Annotated in this window: 13 protein-coding genes; 4 read left to right on the forward strand and 9 right to left on the reverse strand. The window is 35.9% G+C overall.

All coding sequences use genetic code 11. The features are described from left to right. Window positions 1-70: 70 nt before the first annotated feature. The 3 genes from ACK4HO_RS05445 to tsaD are packed head-to-tail and all read right to left on the reverse strand — an operon-like array spanning window position 71 to window position 2,466. Entirely contained in the window at window positions 71-709 is a 639-nt protein-coding gene (locus ACK4HO_RS05445) for a DUF4159 domain-containing protein (RefSeq protein WP_409663662.1), read from the reverse strand. A gap of 20 nt (window positions 710-729) precedes the next feature. Continuing rightward, entirely contained in the window at window positions 730-1,440 is a 711-nt protein-coding gene (locus ACK4HO_RS05450; protein WP_409663664.1) for a 16S rRNA (uracil(1498)-N(3))-methyltransferase, read from the reverse strand. 3 nt (window positions 1,441-1,443) lie between these two features. Then, window positions 1,444-2,466: a tRNA (adenosine(37)-N6)-threonylcarbamoyltransferase complex transferase subunit TsaD gene (gene tsaD, locus ACK4HO_RS05455; RefSeq protein ID WP_409663667.1), complete on the reverse strand. Its 1,023-nt coding sequence runs from the start codon at window positions 2,464-2,466 to the stop codon at window positions 1,444-1,446. Between the two features lie 100 nt (window positions 2,467-2,566). Between tsaD and ACK4HO_RS05460 the strand changes: the two genes are divergently transcribed. The 4 genes from ACK4HO_RS05460 (at window position 2,567) to ACK4HO_RS05475 (ending at window position 10,258) form a co-directional block, all read left to right on the forward strand. Beyond that, complete coding sequence (locus ACK4HO_RS05460) at window positions 2,567-7,087, forward strand: translocation/assembly module TamB domain-containing protein (protein WP_409663670.1); 4,521 nt, start codon at window positions 2,567-2,569, stop codon at window positions 7,085-7,087. 131 nt (window positions 7,088-7,218) lie between these two features. Further along, entirely contained in the window at window positions 7,219-8,205 is a 987-nt protein-coding gene (gene pfkA / locus ACK4HO_RS05465) for a 6-phosphofructokinase (RefSeq protein ID WP_409663673.1), read from the forward strand. Between the two features lie 42 nt (window positions 8,206-8,247). After that, window positions 8,248-9,258 carry a type I glyceraldehyde-3-phosphate dehydrogenase gene (gene gap / locus ACK4HO_RS05470; RefSeq protein ID WP_409663675.1) on the forward strand — a complete coding sequence of 337 codons (1,011 nt, stop codon included), beginning with the start codon at window positions 8,248-8,250 and terminating at the stop codon, window positions 9,256-9,258. A gap of 148 nt (window positions 9,259-9,406) precedes the next feature. Beyond that, window positions 9,407-10,258: a BadF/BadG/BcrA/BcrD ATPase family protein gene (locus ACK4HO_RS05475; RefSeq protein WP_409663678.1), complete on the forward strand. Its 852-nt coding sequence runs from the start codon at window positions 9,407-9,409 to the stop codon at window positions 10,256-10,258. Window positions 10,259-10,352: 94 nt separating this feature from the next. Here the strand turns inward: ACK4HO_RS05475 and ACK4HO_RS05480 are convergent, their stop codons facing one another. The 6 genes from ACK4HO_RS05480 to ACK4HO_RS05505 all read right to left on the reverse strand — a co-directional run bounded on the left by ACK4HO_RS05480 (window position 10,353) and on the right by ACK4HO_RS05505 (window position 15,939). Continuing rightward, window positions 10,353-10,760 carry a type II toxin-antitoxin system VapC family toxin gene (locus ACK4HO_RS05480; RefSeq protein WP_409663681.1) on the reverse strand — a complete coding sequence of 136 codons (408 nt, stop codon included), beginning with the start codon at window positions 10,758-10,760 and terminating at the stop codon, window positions 10,353-10,355. Next, window positions 10,760-11,002 carry a DUF6364 family protein gene (locus tag ACK4HO_RS05485; protein ID WP_409663684.1) on the reverse strand — a complete coding sequence of 81 codons (243 nt, stop codon included), beginning with the start codon at window positions 11,000-11,002 and terminating at the stop codon, window positions 10,760-10,762. The genes ACK4HO_RS05480 and ACK4HO_RS05485 overlap by 1 nt, the downstream gene beginning before the upstream one ends. Before the next feature lie 201 nt (window positions 11,003-11,203). Then, window positions 11,204-11,671 (reverse strand): hypothetical protein, encoded by a 468-nt coding sequence (locus ACK4HO_RS05490; RefSeq protein ID WP_409663687.1) that lies wholly within the window; start codon window positions 11,669-11,671, stop codon window positions 11,204-11,206. A gap of 161 nt (window positions 11,672-11,832) precedes the next feature. After that, complete coding sequence (locus ACK4HO_RS05495) at window positions 11,833-12,255, reverse strand: hypothetical protein (RefSeq protein ID WP_409663690.1); 423 nt, start codon at window positions 12,253-12,255, stop codon at window positions 11,833-11,835. Window positions 12,256-12,925: 670 nt separating this feature from the next. Next, entirely contained in the window at window positions 12,926-13,306 is a 381-nt protein-coding gene (locus ACK4HO_RS05500; RefSeq protein WP_409663693.1) for a RidA family protein, read from the reverse strand. Window positions 13,307-13,350: 44 nt separating this feature from the next. Next, window positions 13,351-15,939 (reverse strand): putative LPS assembly protein LptD, encoded by a 2,589-nt coding sequence (locus ACK4HO_RS05505; RefSeq protein WP_409663696.1) that lies wholly within the window; start codon window positions 15,937-15,939, stop codon window positions 13,351-13,353. Window positions 15,940-16,124: the final 185 nt, after the last annotated feature.

A 16,124-nucleotide genomic window follows, 5' to 3' on the forward strand; every position in this document is an offset into this window, starting at 1 on the left:
TCGATGAACAACACGAATTTTTTAGTTTTGACGATGCTGAATCAATTTTCAGAAAGAAATAAGCTACTTTTTAATAATTAAAAATGTAGTTCAAAATGTTGGCACCCATTTTTAAGGCTTTTTCACGAACCTCTTTTGGGTTGTTGTGTACCTCTTGGTCTTCCCAACCGTCGCCTAAGTCGCATTCGTAAGTGTAAAGAAGTACTAATCGATTGTCTATGAAAATACCAAAGGCTTGCGGTCTTTTGTTATCGTGCTCATGAATTTTAGGCAAACCGGAAGCGAAAACATTCGGTTTTTGAAAAATAGGGTGATTGGCCGGAATTTCAACCAAATCATTGTTAGGAAACAATCTCTTGATTTCTCTTCGAATATATTGGTCCATACCATAATTGTCATCGGCATGTAAAAAACCTCCGGATAAAAGATAATTTCTGAGGTTTACAATTTCAGCATCGCTAAAAACTACGTTGCCATGACCGGTCATGTGTACAAAAGGATAGCCGAAAATATCAGGACTTCCCGGTTCTACTGTCGCCGGTTTGGCTTTGATATTGGTATTAATAGTTTGATTGGAATATTTAATCAAATTGGGCAACGAAGTAGGATTAGCGTACCAATCGCCACCGCCATTGTATTTTAACAAGGCAATTTCTTGGGAAAAACCAATTGAAGTTATCAATAGAAAAAGAAAAAGAAGTCTTTTCATAAAACAAAAACCATTATTTATCAATTATTTTCATTCCTAAACACTACACTATGACAAGCCACTATCGCAGCAGTCTCTGTTCGCAAACGAGTTTGACCCAAAGATACAGGAATATAGTTTTGCTCAAGTGCCAATTGGATTTCTTTAACAGAAAAATCACCTTCAGGACCAATCAGAATGGTTACATCTTCATTAGTTTTTATTTCGTTTTTCAATGATTTTTTATCGGTTTCTTCGCAATGGGCGATGAATTTTTGGTCTTTGTTTTCCTTTTTGATAAAGTCTTTGAAAGAGATTGGTTCGTTTAATTGGGGCAAATAATAATGCAATGATTGCTTCATTGCGCTTTCCAAAATCTTCTGAAATCTATCGGTTTTAATCACTTTTCGTTCCGAGTGTTCGCAGATAATTGGCGTTATTTCTTGTATGCCGATTTCAGTGGCTTTTTCTAAGAACCATTCGTAGCGTTCATTCATTTTGGTAGGAGCTACGGCCAAATGCAAATGAAATTTCGGTTTTTTTTGTTGCTCAAAAGAATTAATTTTGACGGTACATTTATTATCGGAAGCAATCGAAATTTCTGTTTTGAATAAAAATCCCAATCCGTTAGTAACGAATAAAATATCACCTTCTTTTTTGCGCAATACTTTAATGATATGTTTGCTCTCTTCTTTGTCAAAAACAAAAGAAGTAGCCGTTTCACTAATCGATGGATTGTAGAATAATTGCATGGTTTAGAATTCGATTCGGGCTTTAGAAACGACAGTTGAATCGGTGAATTTGTCGTGTAAATATTTTTGGTAACCCACAATGCCAATCATCGCAGCATTATCGGTGGTGTATTCAAATTTAGGAATAAAAGTTTTCCAACCGTATTTTCCTTCTGCTGCTTTTAAAGTCGTTCTGATGCCCGAATTTGCCGAAACGCCACCGCCAATAGCGATTTGCTTGATTCCGGTTTCGGCTACAGCCAATTTCAGTTTGTCCATTAAAATTTCTATAATCACATTTTGCACTGAAGCACAAATATCATGTTTGTTTTCTTCAATAAAATTCGGATTGGACAAAACATTTTTCTGAACAAAATACAGAATTTGTGTTTTCAATCCCGAAAAACTGAAATCTAATCCATCAACTTTGGGTTTAGTAAATGGAAACTTTTTTGGATTGCCTTCTTTCGCAAATTGGTCAATTAATGGTCCGCCCGGATAAGGCAAGCCCAATATTTTTGCTGTTTTATCAAAAGCTTCTCCAACAGCATCATCGGTAGTTTCGCCAATGATTTGCATGTTGAAAAAGTCGTTTACTTTTACAATCTGTGTATGTCCGCCTGAAATGGTCAAAGCCAAAAAAGGAAAGGTAGGTTTGTCAAAGCCTTCCTCGTCTATAAAATGGGCCAAAATATGGGCGTGCATGTGATTCACTGCAATCAAAGGAATGTTAAGCGCCATCGATAGTGATTTGGCAAAAGAAGAACCCACTAAAAGCGAACCCATCAATCCAGGACCTTGAGTAAAAGCGATGGCTGAGAGTTGTTCTTTGGTGATTCCGGCTTTTTTCAACGCAACATCAATTACGGGAACGATGTTTTGTTGGTGCGCACGCGAAGCCAATTCAGGAATTACACCACCATATTCTTCGTGGATACTTTGTCGGGCCACAATATTTGAAAGTACCTTATCATAACGCAAAACAGCCGCTGCTGTATCGTCACATGAACTTTCAATAGCCAGAATAAAAACTTCTTCAGTATGCATAAAGGGCACAAATTTTGATTTATATTTGACAAGCCTACGAAAAAATCAAAAATAACAATTTTTTTGCAAAGGTAATTTTCTTTCCTAAGTCAAACACCATTTGGAAAAAAATAAAAAAAATAGCAAATTAAAAAGAGTCAGAAAGATTATTTTTCGCACCATCGCTGTGCTATTACTACTATTGCTATTAACTGTTATAGGATTGTCTTTGCCTTATGTGCAAACCAAAATTGCCCGCTACGCCACCAATACGCTTAATGAAGATTACGGAACCAACATCAATATAGACCAAGTAGCGATTACTTTTTTTGGCGGCGTAAAGTTAAAAACGGTACTCGTTTTAGACCACCACAAGGATACTTTAATTTATGCTAAGCGAATAAAAACCAGTATTCTCGATTTGAATAAGTTGATTAATGGAAAATTGCTTTTTGGTGATTTAGAGTTCGACAAATTTTATCTTCAGATTAAAACTTATAAAAAAGAGAAAGAAACCAGTTTGGATAAATTTATTGCCGCTTTTGATGACGGGAAAAAGAGCAGTGGCAAGTTTCTCATGACTTCAGATAATATTTATTTGAAAGACAGTCGATTTTTGATGATTGATGAAAATCGCGCTAACCCGAAAGATGTAGATTTCACCGAGTTAAATGCGCATTTGAAAGGTTTTAAAATTAAAGGACCTGATGTGACTGCCAATATCGCTAAGATGAATTTTCATGACCATCGCGGTGCAACAATAGATAATTTATTGGCCAATTTTACATATACTAAAAAAAATATCAAGTTAGAAAAGCTTGAAGTAAGAACACCTGAGTCTTATTTGAATGGACAAGTAATTTTGAAATACAATAGAGACAATCACGATTTTAGTGATTTTAACAACAAAGTCAAGTTTGAAGTCGCCATTGACAGCGCAACTTTATCAACCAATGATATTCGTTATTTTTACAAAGAATTGGATAAAAATCAAAAGTTCTACTTGAATGCGAAAATCAACGGAACAATGAATGATTTTTACGCCACTAATATGTACTTACGTGACCGTAAAAACTCCATTATTAAAGGTGATGTAAATTTTAAAAACCTTTTTCCTCGTGCTCCGGGATCTTTTTACATGAAGGGAGATTTTGATAAAATCACTTCCAATTATACTGATTTGACAAAGCTTTTACCAAATATACTTGGAAAAAAATTGCCAACATCACTCGAAAAATTAGGCCAGTTTTACTTTGTGGGTAAAGCCGAAGTAACCCAAAAATACATCAATGCCGATTTTGTGATGAATACCGCCTTAGGCTTAGTCGAATCTGATTTGCACATGACAGATATTGACAACATTGACAATGCCAAATATAACGGTTACGTTATTCTGGACAACTTTGATGTTGGTAGCATGATTAATGACAATTCTATAGGCAAAGTGAGTCTTGATTTGGATGTGGATGGAAAAGGATTTACCCAAAAATACCTGAATACTTCTTTTGTAGGGGATATTTTCCAAGTGCATTACAATGGTTATAACTACAGCAAAATTATTGTTGACGGTTCTTTTAAGCAACCCATTTTCAAAGGGAAAGTTATTGCTAATGACCCTAATTTGTTTATGGATTTTAATGGCACTGTTGATTTATCCAAGGCTGAAAATGTGTATGATTTTCATTCCAAAATTGACTATGCCAATTTAGTGAAACTGAATTTTATCAATGATTCCATTTCGGTTTTCAAAGGCGATATTGTGGTCAAAGCCACCGGAAATTCGATGGATAATCTCAAAGGAAATTTGGTCTTGACCAACTCGTCTTACCAAAACAAAAAAGACATATATTTCTTGGATTACCTTGAAATGAACTCCAGTTTTGACAACACAGGAGAAAGAACTATTACGATCAATTCTCCCGACGCGATTGAAGGTTCGGTTGTGGGCAAATACAAGTTCAATCAAGTTCAGAAAATGGCAGAAAATGCCTTGGGTACTTTTTATTCTAATTACAAGTCTAACAAAGTATTACCCAATCAATACATGAAATTTAATTTTGCCATTAATAGTAAAATTATTGAAATTTTCAATCCTGATATTACTTTGGCATCCAACACTCTTTTGAAAGGGAATATAGGTTCTGATACTAAGAAGTTTGCCTTGAATTTCAATTCGCCTAAAATTACGGCTTACGACAATACTTTTGACAATGTTTTGGTACAAGTGGATAACCAAAACCCTTTGTACAATGCCTATGTGCAAATGGATTCCATCAAAACAAAACATTACAAAATAAGGGATTTCAGTATGATTAATACTTTCTCTAAAGACACACTTCGTTTCAGAACTGAGTTTAGAGGAGGTAAAAAAGGGCTAGATTTTTACAATTTGAACCTTTACCACACTATCAACAAAGACAACAACAACGTGGTTGGTTTTGACAAATCTGAATTACAATTTAAAGATTATTTGTGGTATTTGAATGAAAAAGAAAATCCCGAAAGCAATAAGATTGTCTTCGATAAAAAACTCAAAAATTTCTCCTTTGAAGAATTAGTACTTTCTCATGAAAACCAGAGCATTAATTTTATCGGACTCATAAAAGACAGTCAATCCAAGGATTTGGAACTTACTTTTGACAATGTCAATTTGAATAAAGTCACACCCGATGTAGAGAAGTTCAGTTTTAACGGAAATTTGAACGGAAAAATAAACTTCAAGCAAAGCAGTACGGTTTTCCAACCTACATCGAGATTGAAAATCGACAGTTTGTCCGTAAACGCTATTCCTTTGGGCAACCTAAATCTAGATATTGAAGGTGATGAAACCTTGAGAAAATTCCATATAGCTTCAAATTTAGAAAACGAAAATTTTGATTCCTTCAACGCCGACGGTGATATTGAGATTGTAGACAATCAAACTTTTTTGGATGTAGATTTGAGTTTTGACAAATTCAATTTGGGTATTTTGAGTAAAATTGGAGGTGATGTCATTACTAATATTCGTGGTTTTGCTACCGGAAATGCCCGAATTGACGGTAATATTAACAGTTTAGATTACAATGGTCGATTATACATTAATGAAGCCGGATTGCGGATTCCGTATCTCAATACCGATTATCAATTTGTAAATAATTCGATAGTAGATGTTACTGAAAACAAATTTATCATCAGAGAGACAACAATAAAAGATACTGAATTTAAGACCGAAGGCACTTTGAGTGGTTTTATCAAGCACAAACAATTTAGCGACTGGCAATTGGACTTAGCCATCAGCTCCAATAGGCTTTTGGCTTTGAATACCAAAGATTCTGAAGATGCGGCATACTACGGTAAAGCTTTTATGGATGGTTCTGCTACTATAAAAGGACCAACAGAAGGTTTGATGATTAGTGTTAATGCCGAATCAGCTAAAGAAACAGATATTAAAATCCCAATCAACGAAGCTGAATCGGTAGAAGAAAATAGTTTTATCCACTTTTTAACCCTTGCAGAAAAAAATATAAATGGAAAAGACAAACTCGCTCAAAACAAAAAGTACAACGGACTCGAATTGGACTTCAATTTTGAAATCAATAAAAATGCCGATATTGAAGTAATTCTCGACAGAGATTCAGGTCACGGAATGAAGGGGAAAGGTTATGGTACGCTGCTTTTCAGAATCAATACTTTAGGAAAGTTTGAAATGTTTGGTGATTTCATCGCATTAGAAGGAACTTATAACTTTAAATACGGTGGATTGATTGACAAAAAGTTTGATGTAAAAAAAGGAGGTTCTATCAATTGGCAAGGTGATCCAATGACCGCAACACTCAATTTAGAAGCGGTTTATAATACTTCAGCCAATCCTGCAGTACTGATTGATAATCCATCGTTTAATAAAAAAGTAGATGTTGAAGTAATTATAGGGGTAAAAGGTAGTTTGTCCAATCCTGATCCTGATTTCAACATCAATTTTCCAACAGTAGGCAGTTCGCTTAAATCAGAGATTCAATACCAATTGGATGATAAAGACAAACGCCAGACTCAAGCATTATATTTGCTGTCTACCGGTAGCTTTTTAAGCCAAGATGGCGTAAGTCAGAATCAATTGTCTAATAATCTTTTTGAAAAAGCCAGTAGCTTATTTAATGATATTTTCAAAGGCGAAAACGATAAATTACAGCTTGGAATAGACTATGTAACAGCCGATAGAACACCCGAATTGCAAACAGACGGTAGATTTGGAGTTACAGTTTCTTCTAAAATTAATGAGCGTATCACAGTGAATGGAAAAGTTGGAGTGCCAGTGGGTGGTATTTCGGAAACAGCCATCGTGGGTGACGTAGAAGTTCAATACCGTGTTAATGATGACGGTACCTTGAATTTGAGAGTATTTAATAAAGAAAATGACATTACTTATATAGGTCAAGGAATCGGTTATACACAAGGCATTGGTATGTCTTATGAGGTTGATTTTGACACTATGAAAGAGTTAATCAATAAGATTTTTAAAAATGCCAAAATTGATAGGTTAAAAACCCAAAACCATGCCGATCAAGACTCTGATATGCTTCCGGATGGAATTCGAATGAAGTCAGAAAAGGAGAAGAAAAAAACATTACCCGACCAAAACAAAGACGCTATTCCAACCGAGGATTAGTGACTTCTTCAAAACACACCCAAAAACTTATCAACGAAAACGATTGAATTTCACTTATTTTATTAATATCTTAATAATATGGGTGAAAAACTACTTCATCTTTGCTAATTTTACATTTTAATACAACAAAAATGTCTAAAAGCATAAAAAAGATTGGAGTATTGACTTCAGGTGGTGATTCTCCCGGAATGAATGCAGCCATCCGTTCTGTTGTCAGAACATGTGCCTATCACAATATAGAGTGTATAGGGATTTACAGAGGTTATCAAGGAATGATAGAAGGCGATTTTAAAGAAATGGGTCCGCGTAGTGTAAACAACATTGTAAACAAAGGCGGTACTATCTTAAAATCAGCTCGTTCCAAAGAATTCATGACGGTTGAAGGCCGACAAAAAGCCCATCAAAATTTAACAAACGCAGGCGTTGATGCTCTTGTAGTAATTGGCGGTGACGGTTCTTTTACAGGTGCAGAGGTGTTTAACAACGAGTACAACTTTCCGGTAATGGGAATTCCAGGAACGATTGACAACGATATTTTTGGCACCAGCCATACTTTAGGTTACGACACTGCTTTGAATACTGTAGTTGAATGCATAGATAAAATCAGAGATACCGCCAGTTCACACAATAGATTATTCTTTGTGGAAGTGATGGGAAGAGATGCCGGACACATAGCTTTGAATGCCGGAATCGGAGCAGGAGCAGAAGAAATTTTGATTCCGGAAGAAGATTTAGGATTAGACAGACTATTAGAATCTTTACAAAAAAGTAAAGCTTCCGGAAAATCTTCCAGTATAGTGGTGGTAGCTGAAGGCGAAAAAATGGGTAAAAATGTTTTCCAACTCAAAGACTATATCGAAGAACATTTACCGGAATATGACATCAGGGTTTCAGTTTTGGGTCACATGCAACGAGGTGGCGCGCCTTCTTGTTATGACAGAGTATTAGCCTCGAGATTGGGCGTAAAAGCGGTAGAATCTTTACTGGATGGAAAAACAAATTTTATGGTAGGTGTATTAGCCGATAAAATTGAACTGACACCACTAGAACAAGCCATTAAAGGAAGTTCAGAGATTGATAGAGAATTATTAAGAGTTTCTGAAATTATGTCCACATAAATAACAAATCACAAATAAAATTATAAATAGAAAATAAATAAAATGTCAAAAGTAAAATTAGGAATTAACGGTTTCGGAAGAATTGGAAGAATAGTTTTTAGAGAAACCTTTAACAGAGATAATGTAGAAGTAGTAGCCATCAACGATTTATTAGATGTAGATCATTTGGCTTATTTATTAAAATATGACTCAGTTCACGGGCGTTTTGCCGGAAAAGTAGAAGTAAAAGACGGTCAATTGTACGTAAACGACAAATTCATCAGAGTTACGGCAGAAAGAGATCCAAAACTAATCAAATGGGATGACAAAGACGTTGACGTTGATGTTGTAGCAGAATGTACCGGTTTCTTCACTACAATCGAAACTGCTAAAGCACACATTGATGGTGGTGCCAAAAAAGTAATCATTTCTGCGCCTTCAGCCGATGCTCCAATGTTTGTAATGGGTGTTAATCACCTGGAAGCTAAAGCTACCGATACTGTAGTTTCTAATGCTTCATGTACCACAAACTGTTTAGCGCCATTGGCTAAAGTAATCAACGACAATTTCGGAATTGTAGAAGGTTTGATGACTACAGTTCACGCTTCAACCTCTACTCAAATGGTGGCTGACGGACCATCAAGAAAAGACTGGAGAGGCGGACGTGCTGCCAGCGTAAATATTATTCCTTCTTCTACAGGTGCGGCTAAAGCAGTTGGAAAAGTAATTCCGGCCTTGAACGGAAAATTAACCGGGATGTCTTTCCGTGTGCCTACGGTTGACGTTTCTGTAGTAGACTTAACTGTAAAAGTAGCTAAAGAAACTTCGTATGAAGAAATTATGGCAGTATTGAAAAAAGCTTCTGAAAATGAACTAAAAGGGATTTTAGGGTATACAGAAGATGATGTAGTTTCTCAAGACTTTGTTTCCGATTCAAGAACTTCTATTGTTGATGCTAAAGCCGGAATTGGTTTGAACTCAACTTTCTTCAAACTAGTTTCTTGGTACGATAACGAATATGGTTATTCAAGTAAATTAATTGATTTATCAGTTCACATCGCAGGTTTAAAATAATAAATAGAAAAAATCCCGTTATCTTTGTCGGTAACGGGATTTTTTATACCTAACAAACAACCAAACCGAAATAATAAAGAGGATTAAGTTTTATCATTTGGACTCCCGTTCAAATTCGTAATTCCTAATTCGTAATTCCTAATTAATTATGAAATTATTAGTTGATAGTGGCTCTACCAAAGCCGATTGGATTGCAATTGATGACAATGGAAAAGTGCTTTTCACCACACAAACTTTAGGTCTCAATCCTGAAGTATTAGATAAAGATGCAGTTCTTGAAAGACTTAACGACAAATTTGATATCGAACACAACAAAGATAAAGCAACACATCTGTTCTTTTACGGCGCCGGTTGCGGTACCGACAGAATGAAAATTTTCTTGACCAAAGTGTTTGAAGAATATTTCAGAAATGCTGTGGTTTCAGTTCATGAAGATACCTATGCGGCCGTTTATGCCACAACACCAAAAGACGAGAAAGCTATTGTTTGTATCTTAGGAACCGGTTCTAATTGCAGTTATTTTGATGGTAAAGTTTTACACCAAAAAGTACAGTCATTAGGCTATATCGTTATGGATGACGGTTCAGGAAATCGTTTTGGAAGACATTTAATTCGCGGACATTACTTCAATAATATGCCTGAAGATTTGGCCAAAGAATTCGAAGAGGAATACAACCTAGACGCCGATTATATCAAAGCTAATTTGTACAAGGAAGACAATCCGAATGCTTACTTAGCGACTTTTGCCAAGTTTATTATTAAGCACAAAGACAATCCGTTTTGCAAAAAAATCATTAAAAAAGAATTGAAATCTTTTGCCAAAAACTATATCATGCAATTTGACAATTGTAGAGAAGTTCCGGTACATTTCGTAGGTTCTATTGCGTTTTATTTGAAAGACGAATTAGAACAAACTTTAGCCAAATACGATATCAAAATAGGCAACGTACTCCGAAGACCAATTGATGGCTTGATTGCTTATCACATTTTGAATAAATAATAAATAAAAAACCTAACAGCGATGTTAGGTTTTTTTATGCTTTGTGTTGAATTGATTTTGGTCGTGGTTGCACACTGCTGTTAGCGGTAGGCGCTTACTTTTTTAAGTATTCTTTGGCCGTCATAATTGGAAGTTTCGAATTTTTAAAGTCTTTTTTATTTCGTGTAATTATGATGTCAATTCCATTTTCTAACGCGGTATGATACTGTATTGCATCTTCAAAATCTTTAAAGTCTGAAACTAAAGCCAGTTCAACAACTTTATCATCCAATGGAGCAACGTTTACTAAAACTTTAAACTTGATTAAAGTCTTTCGAGCATCATTAAGTTTTTGATATTTGCTAAGCAAATAATGAGTGTTGGCAAAAGTTAAAGCGGAAACAAAAAGTTCGACTTTTTTATTATCAGCGAGCGTAAATAATTCTTGTGCTTCTTGAAAAAACTCTTCACGTTTAGAAAGTAAATCTATTACGATATTTGTATCAACTAATAATTTCTCCATTACAAATATTTTTCAGAAAGATAATCTTTGTAATCTTTTCGGTCATCATAGTTTTCGCTTGGAATAACTCCGGTTAAGCTTTCTACTAAAGGACTGATTTTGGATTTTTTCTCTGATCTTTTTGTTAGAGAATCAAGATAGTTTTCTATAAGTTTAGAAAGGCTTACTCGATTATCTTTCGCATAGCTTTTTGCTTGGTCGATTACGCCTTTGTCAAGATTTAAGGTGAGTTTAGTATTCATGATAAATTTTTTTACGTACAAAAATAATAATTTATTACGTAAATGTCTAATTTATTGCAATTTTTTTGGAGCTTACAGCTGACGTGCCGCGGCTTGTGATAGTTGCGATGATTTATTACAGATGATTCCAAATATAAAACTCTTTTTGAATTTTCGAAGAAAATTCGGGACAACAAGCTTAGCAATTGTTATAAACTGCTGTCATGGGCTGGGCTTATTTACACTTTTTAGCCAAGAGATAAATTGAATTTCTCCACAAGGCTTATCATATTCAAAAATGCCCTTCTCATAAGCTTGTCTGTAAATAGATGGGATTTTATCAAATATCTTCTTTCTCATCTTATCATTTTTTTTGAGTGTTGCAAAGCAATCACCTCCAGAATAGAGCATCACAATTTCCAGTTTTTTACATTCAGAATCAAATACTATTGGAGTTTGTTCGAGTCCAGCAAACATAAAAGTTACTTTTTTGACTTCTCTATCAAGTTCAATTTTAAATTCTCCATTTAAATTTGTAGTTGCAATAATTGAATCACCAACTCTCAACTCTACACCAGGCAAAGTATTCAAATCTTGGTCAATCACTTTTCCAGTGATTGATGTAGACTTTTGTCCAAAGCAAACTTGTATTAAACAAATACACAGTACTATAAATACAATTTTTTTCATTCCAGTGAGTTTAGCCTTGCACATAACGTTCCGCCGCTTCTCGTCAGTTGCGAACTTCGGAACTTTTAATTTTCCGTTAAAGATAAAAATTCTTGCGAAACGTGAACGTGAACTTACTTCAAAATTCGCAATTGCGAGAAACGGCTGTTAGCGGCTGCCATTCATTGATAAATTTCAATAGTTAAACTTTTTTGTCCATTTTCGACTATTCTGCTTTTAGTTTTAAAATAAGTATTGGTAACATTAATCAACTTATTTACGAACATTGAATCTCCGTTAAAAGAATGGCTTTCAAAAATTATTTTGCCTGAGCGAATAGGAATTTCATTTCCATGTTCCGTTAATAAATTCTGATACTTATTAATATAAACTTCTTTTGTTAACGATTGACATTTTCCTGAACTTGAAATTCTAAACATATTTTCGCCAGATAACATATACATCATATAAAAATTGCAATTTTCATCAATTGGAATGTCAATCGCTTTCCATGATTCTTGTTCGTGATCACAATCGATTGTGTTTTTTCGACAACCAACAACAACGAGAATTATAGAAAGTATGAATGTAATCCTCTTTATCATGCTGATATTTTTAGTCCAAAAGTTGTTTAGGTTGCCGCTAACTCATCGATACATACTATGATCAAACAAGTTTCTAACAAATATAAAAAAATTCCTTATCAAATCGTTCCGTTATTCTTTTTCGGGAGTCAGATATTCAGAGGTAACGGTCAGAAGATCAAAAAAGGAACTCCGAAGTGTGTTTGTGGTGTTTAGAAATCCCTTTGCTGTTGTCCGAAGCATTTTTGCAAGAGTCCGAAGCTCGTTTGCGGGAGTCCGAAGCTCGTTTGACGGTTGCGAAGGCTTGGAAATGCTGTAAAGTTGGTTTTTGGGTTAGACCTGACAGGTTTTTGAAACCTGTCAGGTCTAAGTGAAGTCATTCGCAGCCTCTTTTTAATTCTCCGAAGGACTTTCCTAATCCTCCGAAGCTCATTTCTAACTGTCCGAAAAGTAGTTTAAAGCGTCCGTTAAACGGTTTTAATTGTCCGAAGTAGGAGTAAAGCAGTCCGAAGTTAAACATATGCTTCCGAAGCTTAATTATGAGAGTCCGAAGCTCGTTCTTAGGTTGCGAAGGCTTGGAAATGCTGTAAAGTTCGTTTTTTGCATAAAAAAATCCTTTACAGTTTTCACCATAAAGGATTGGTATATTTTTAAAACGGTATGCTGATCACTCAAAACTGAACACTGAACACTATTTTATAGCTACCATGGAAATCTCGACATTCACGCCTTTAGGCAAACCTGCCACTTGAACCGTTTCTCTTGCCGGAGCTGTAGCTTCATCAAAGTAACTTCCGTAAATGGTATTGATTCGAGCAAAGTCGCCCATATCCATTATGAAAATAGTTGTTTTTACTACGTTGTCAAAAGTCATATCAGCCGCTTCCAGAACCGCTTTCATGTTTTCCATCACTTGTTTGGTTTCGGTTTCAATGTTGTCTAAAACCAACTCCATCGTACTCGGATTTAAAGCAATTTGTCCCGAAATATATAAAGTGTTGCCCACTAAAACCGCTTGGTTATAAGGTCCAATCGGTGCCGGCGCTTTGTCTGTAAAGATTATTTTTTTCATGATATATATTTTAAACTTCGTACTTCAAACTTCGTAAATCGTACTTATCTCAAAGTTCTATCCGGAAGCGAACGTTTATCCCATTTGATATCGCTCAACACACCCGATTTGATTCCGATAAAGAAACCCCAATAAGCGTTGTCGCCAAAAGGTACCCAATTGAAATCCATACGCCAGCTCAACAAATCGCGTTCAAAACGGAATTGGGTAAACGTAACGCCTTTTTGTACAAAGTCATAACCAGTCGAAACCCCAATTTTCCATTTGGGCGTCAAATCGGTATTCATTGAAATCATGACCGAATTTCCGGTAATTTCCTGCTCTCTTTTGGCATTAGAGTAGGTGAGTGAGTAGGCCAAAGTCATGTCCCAAGGCAATTCGTATTTAAAGAATTCCGTCGCCGGTTTTTCTTCGTCATCGTCTTGGTCAAACTGACTCTGTCGTCGGTCACTCAAATCGGTATTGGTACCAAATAAATCATCTTCCCGACCACCATTTCGCTTGCCTTGTTCGTTTTTCTTATCTTCACCATCACCGTCTTTGCTCGAGAAAGAATAGTTGAGCGTCATATTGGCGCTGGTCATTCTAAACAAACTTCCGCCATTGTCAATGTTCCAAGTATTGATTCTTTGTCCCGAATTATTAATCGCATAAGGATCAAGTGTCGCAGCAAAATTGATGTTCATCTTCTGCTTTAACAACTGAGTTCCGCCACTCATACGCATTGGTGCCCATCGCAAGGAATCGGCTGTAATATCGTAGCTGGTAGAAAAATTCAAGTTATTTAAGAGCATGACTTTCTTAGGTTCGGTCTTGGTCGAATCTTTTTCAGTTACTTTGGCTTCAAAAGTATTACTCAAACTGAATCCAACGTTATTGGACATGTTTTTGCCCGGTGCGCCAAAAATTCCGCCTTCGAAACGCGTGTAATCTTTGAGCATGGTGCCACTGCCGTCGGGGTCATAAGTGTCGTAGTATTTTTCAAAACTCGGCGTGTAACTGTAAGTAACGTTAGGTCGCATCACATGACGAATGGCCTGTATTTTTTTCTTTTCCCCAAAATTAAAAGTACCGTAAATTGTAGTTCCTAAACCTGCGGAGAACGAATAAGTTCTAAAGGCATCAAATCCGGCCACTTCATTGTCAACAATTTCATTCGTTGTGGCTTGGTATTCTTTTTTGATGGTTTTAAAATACCAAACTTCATTATAATTCACCGAAGTAGAAGCACTAAAGTATTTGAAAACCTTAAAGTTAGTACTTAGCGGAATAGTGTGCTGGAAACCCAATTTGGCATCGCGGAACATTTCCGATTTAAAGAATAACGAATCGGTTGTCTCAATTCTGTTTTCGCCTCTTAGGTTGTATTGTAAATTGATATTTTTAAAGAAGCCTTTTTTGATGCCTTCTTTGGGCGCAAAAGGAAAGATTCTATCCACGCTCAATTGTAGCGTTGGCAAAGTCATATTAATTTGTTCCGTATTGGTGTTCTGCGAATGGGTTGCGGTCAATGATAAATTCACTTGCGGAACCGAATTAAACGTCTTCGAATAAGAAATGGAAGAGCTTAACGTGTTGTTCAATGTCGAGCCCACATTCACCTGATTCAAAGACTGTCTGAAGAATTTACTACTTCCCAAGTTGACCGAAGCCGAGAATCTTGAATTCGGGTTGGATTTCCCGTCTTTAGAGTGCGTCCATTGGATGTTGTAATTGTTGGCTTTGCTGTAATCGGGATAACCTCTTTCACTTTGAATCAAATTCTCAAAACGGATGTTTACATTCCCCAAAAACTTATACCGCTTGGCATAAGAAGATTCAAATCGGATTCCGTAACTTCCATTAGTGTAATAATCACCCAAAACGGCCAAGTCATAATTGTCGCTCAAGGCAAAATAATAACCGCCGTTTTGCAAAGAAAACCCACGGGTATTGCTGTCGTTGTAAGTTGGCATAATCAAACCCGAACGCGCTTTGTCACTCATAGGAAAGAAAGCAAACGGCAACGCGATAGGCGTAGGCACATCGGCAATAACCATATTGGTTAAACCTACCACTACTTTTTTGCCGGGAACCAATTTCACCCGGTTGGTTTGAAAATAATATTCCGGATTGTCAATGTCTTTAGAAGTGGTAAAACGTGCGCCTTTCATAAAATAAACAGAGTCATTTTCCTTTTTGGTAATGGCCGCTTTAATGTTCATTTCCCCTTGTTGGCTTCTCGAATTCCAAACCAAAGCTTTTTTGGTTTTAAAATTAAAGCGAATAGAATCAGGTTCTACCACATTGGCACCTTGTTTGAAAACCGGTCTTTGGGAATATTTTCTGGTGGAATCCTTAATTCTTCCGGCGTAAACTTCGTCTTTTTGGTAATCAATTACGATAATGCCCGATTTTAATTCGATATCCTGATAGTAAACTTCGGCTTGATTGTAGAGCGTGATGAGTTTTTTCTTTTGGTCTAATCTTTCGTAGTCAACCGCTTTTCTTTTGATTTTGCCATCCAGCATTGATTTCTTAGGCTTAAGGCTGTCTTTTTTGGTAGAGTCGATAACTTTGGTTAAATCGGTTAGCTCTATTTTAGTGCTATCTACTTGGTTTTTAGCAGGTATAGGATTGCTTTTTGGAGGCAAGTCTTGTGAATATGTTTTCGCGATTCCTAATGTTAGGAAAATTGTTAAAAAAACGATATTAAATAAGTTTCTTTGCAAAGGTTTAATGCTATTTTTGTAGAAATATGGCTTGGTTTTTGACGTGGCAAACTTAAACAATATTTTCGGTCAAAAATAGGTAAATATTACATTTATGACCGCTGTGT

It is taken from the genome of Flavobacterium sp. (assembly GCF_046296355.1).
GTDB lineage: Bacteria > Bacteroidota > Bacteroidia > Flavobacteriales > Flavobacteriaceae > Flavobacterium.

Bases quoted from the DNA above. Each gene is read 5' to 3' on its own strand.
- ACK4HO_RS05445 (WP_409663662.1), bottom strand. From the start codon at position 709: ATGAAAAGACTTCTTTTTCTTTTTCTATTGATAACTTCAATTGGTTTT.
- ACK4HO_RS05490 (WP_409663687.1), bottom strand. From the start codon at position 11,671: ATGAAAAAAATTGTATTTATAGTACTGTGTATTTGTTTAATACAAGTT.
- pfkA (WP_409663673.1), top strand. From the start codon at position 7,219: ATGTCTAAAAGCATAAAAAAGATTGGAGTATTGACTTCAGGTGGTGAT.
- tsaD (WP_409663667.1), bottom strand. From the start codon at position 2,466: ATGCATACTGAAGAAGTTTTTATTCTGGCTATTGAAAGTTCATGTGAC.
- ACK4HO_RS05500 (WP_409663693.1), bottom strand. From the start codon at position 13,306: ATGAAAAAAATAATCTTTACAGACAAAGCGCCGGCACCGATTGGACCT.
- ACK4HO_RS05475 (WP_409663678.1), top strand. From the start codon at position 9,407: ATGAAATTATTAGTTGATAGTGGCTCTACCAAAGCCGATTGGATTGCA.
- ACK4HO_RS05495 (WP_409663690.1), bottom strand. From the start codon at position 12,255: ATGATAAAGAGGATTACATTCATACTTTCTATAATTCTCGTTGTTGTT.
- ACK4HO_RS05485 (WP_409663684.1), bottom strand. From the start codon at position 11,002: ATGAATACTAAACTCACCTTAAATCTTGACAAAGGCGTAATCGACCAA.
- ACK4HO_RS05450 (WP_409663664.1), bottom strand. From the start codon at position 1,440: ATGCAATTATTCTACAATCCATCGATTAGTGAAACGGCTACTTCTTTT.
- gap (WP_409663675.1), top strand. From the start codon at position 8,248: ATGTCAAAAGTAAAATTAGGAATTAACGGTTTCGGAAGAATTGGAAGA.
- ACK4HO_RS05480 (WP_409663681.1), bottom strand. From the start codon at position 10,760: ATGGAGAAATTATTAGTTGATACAAATATCGTAATAGATTTACTTTCT.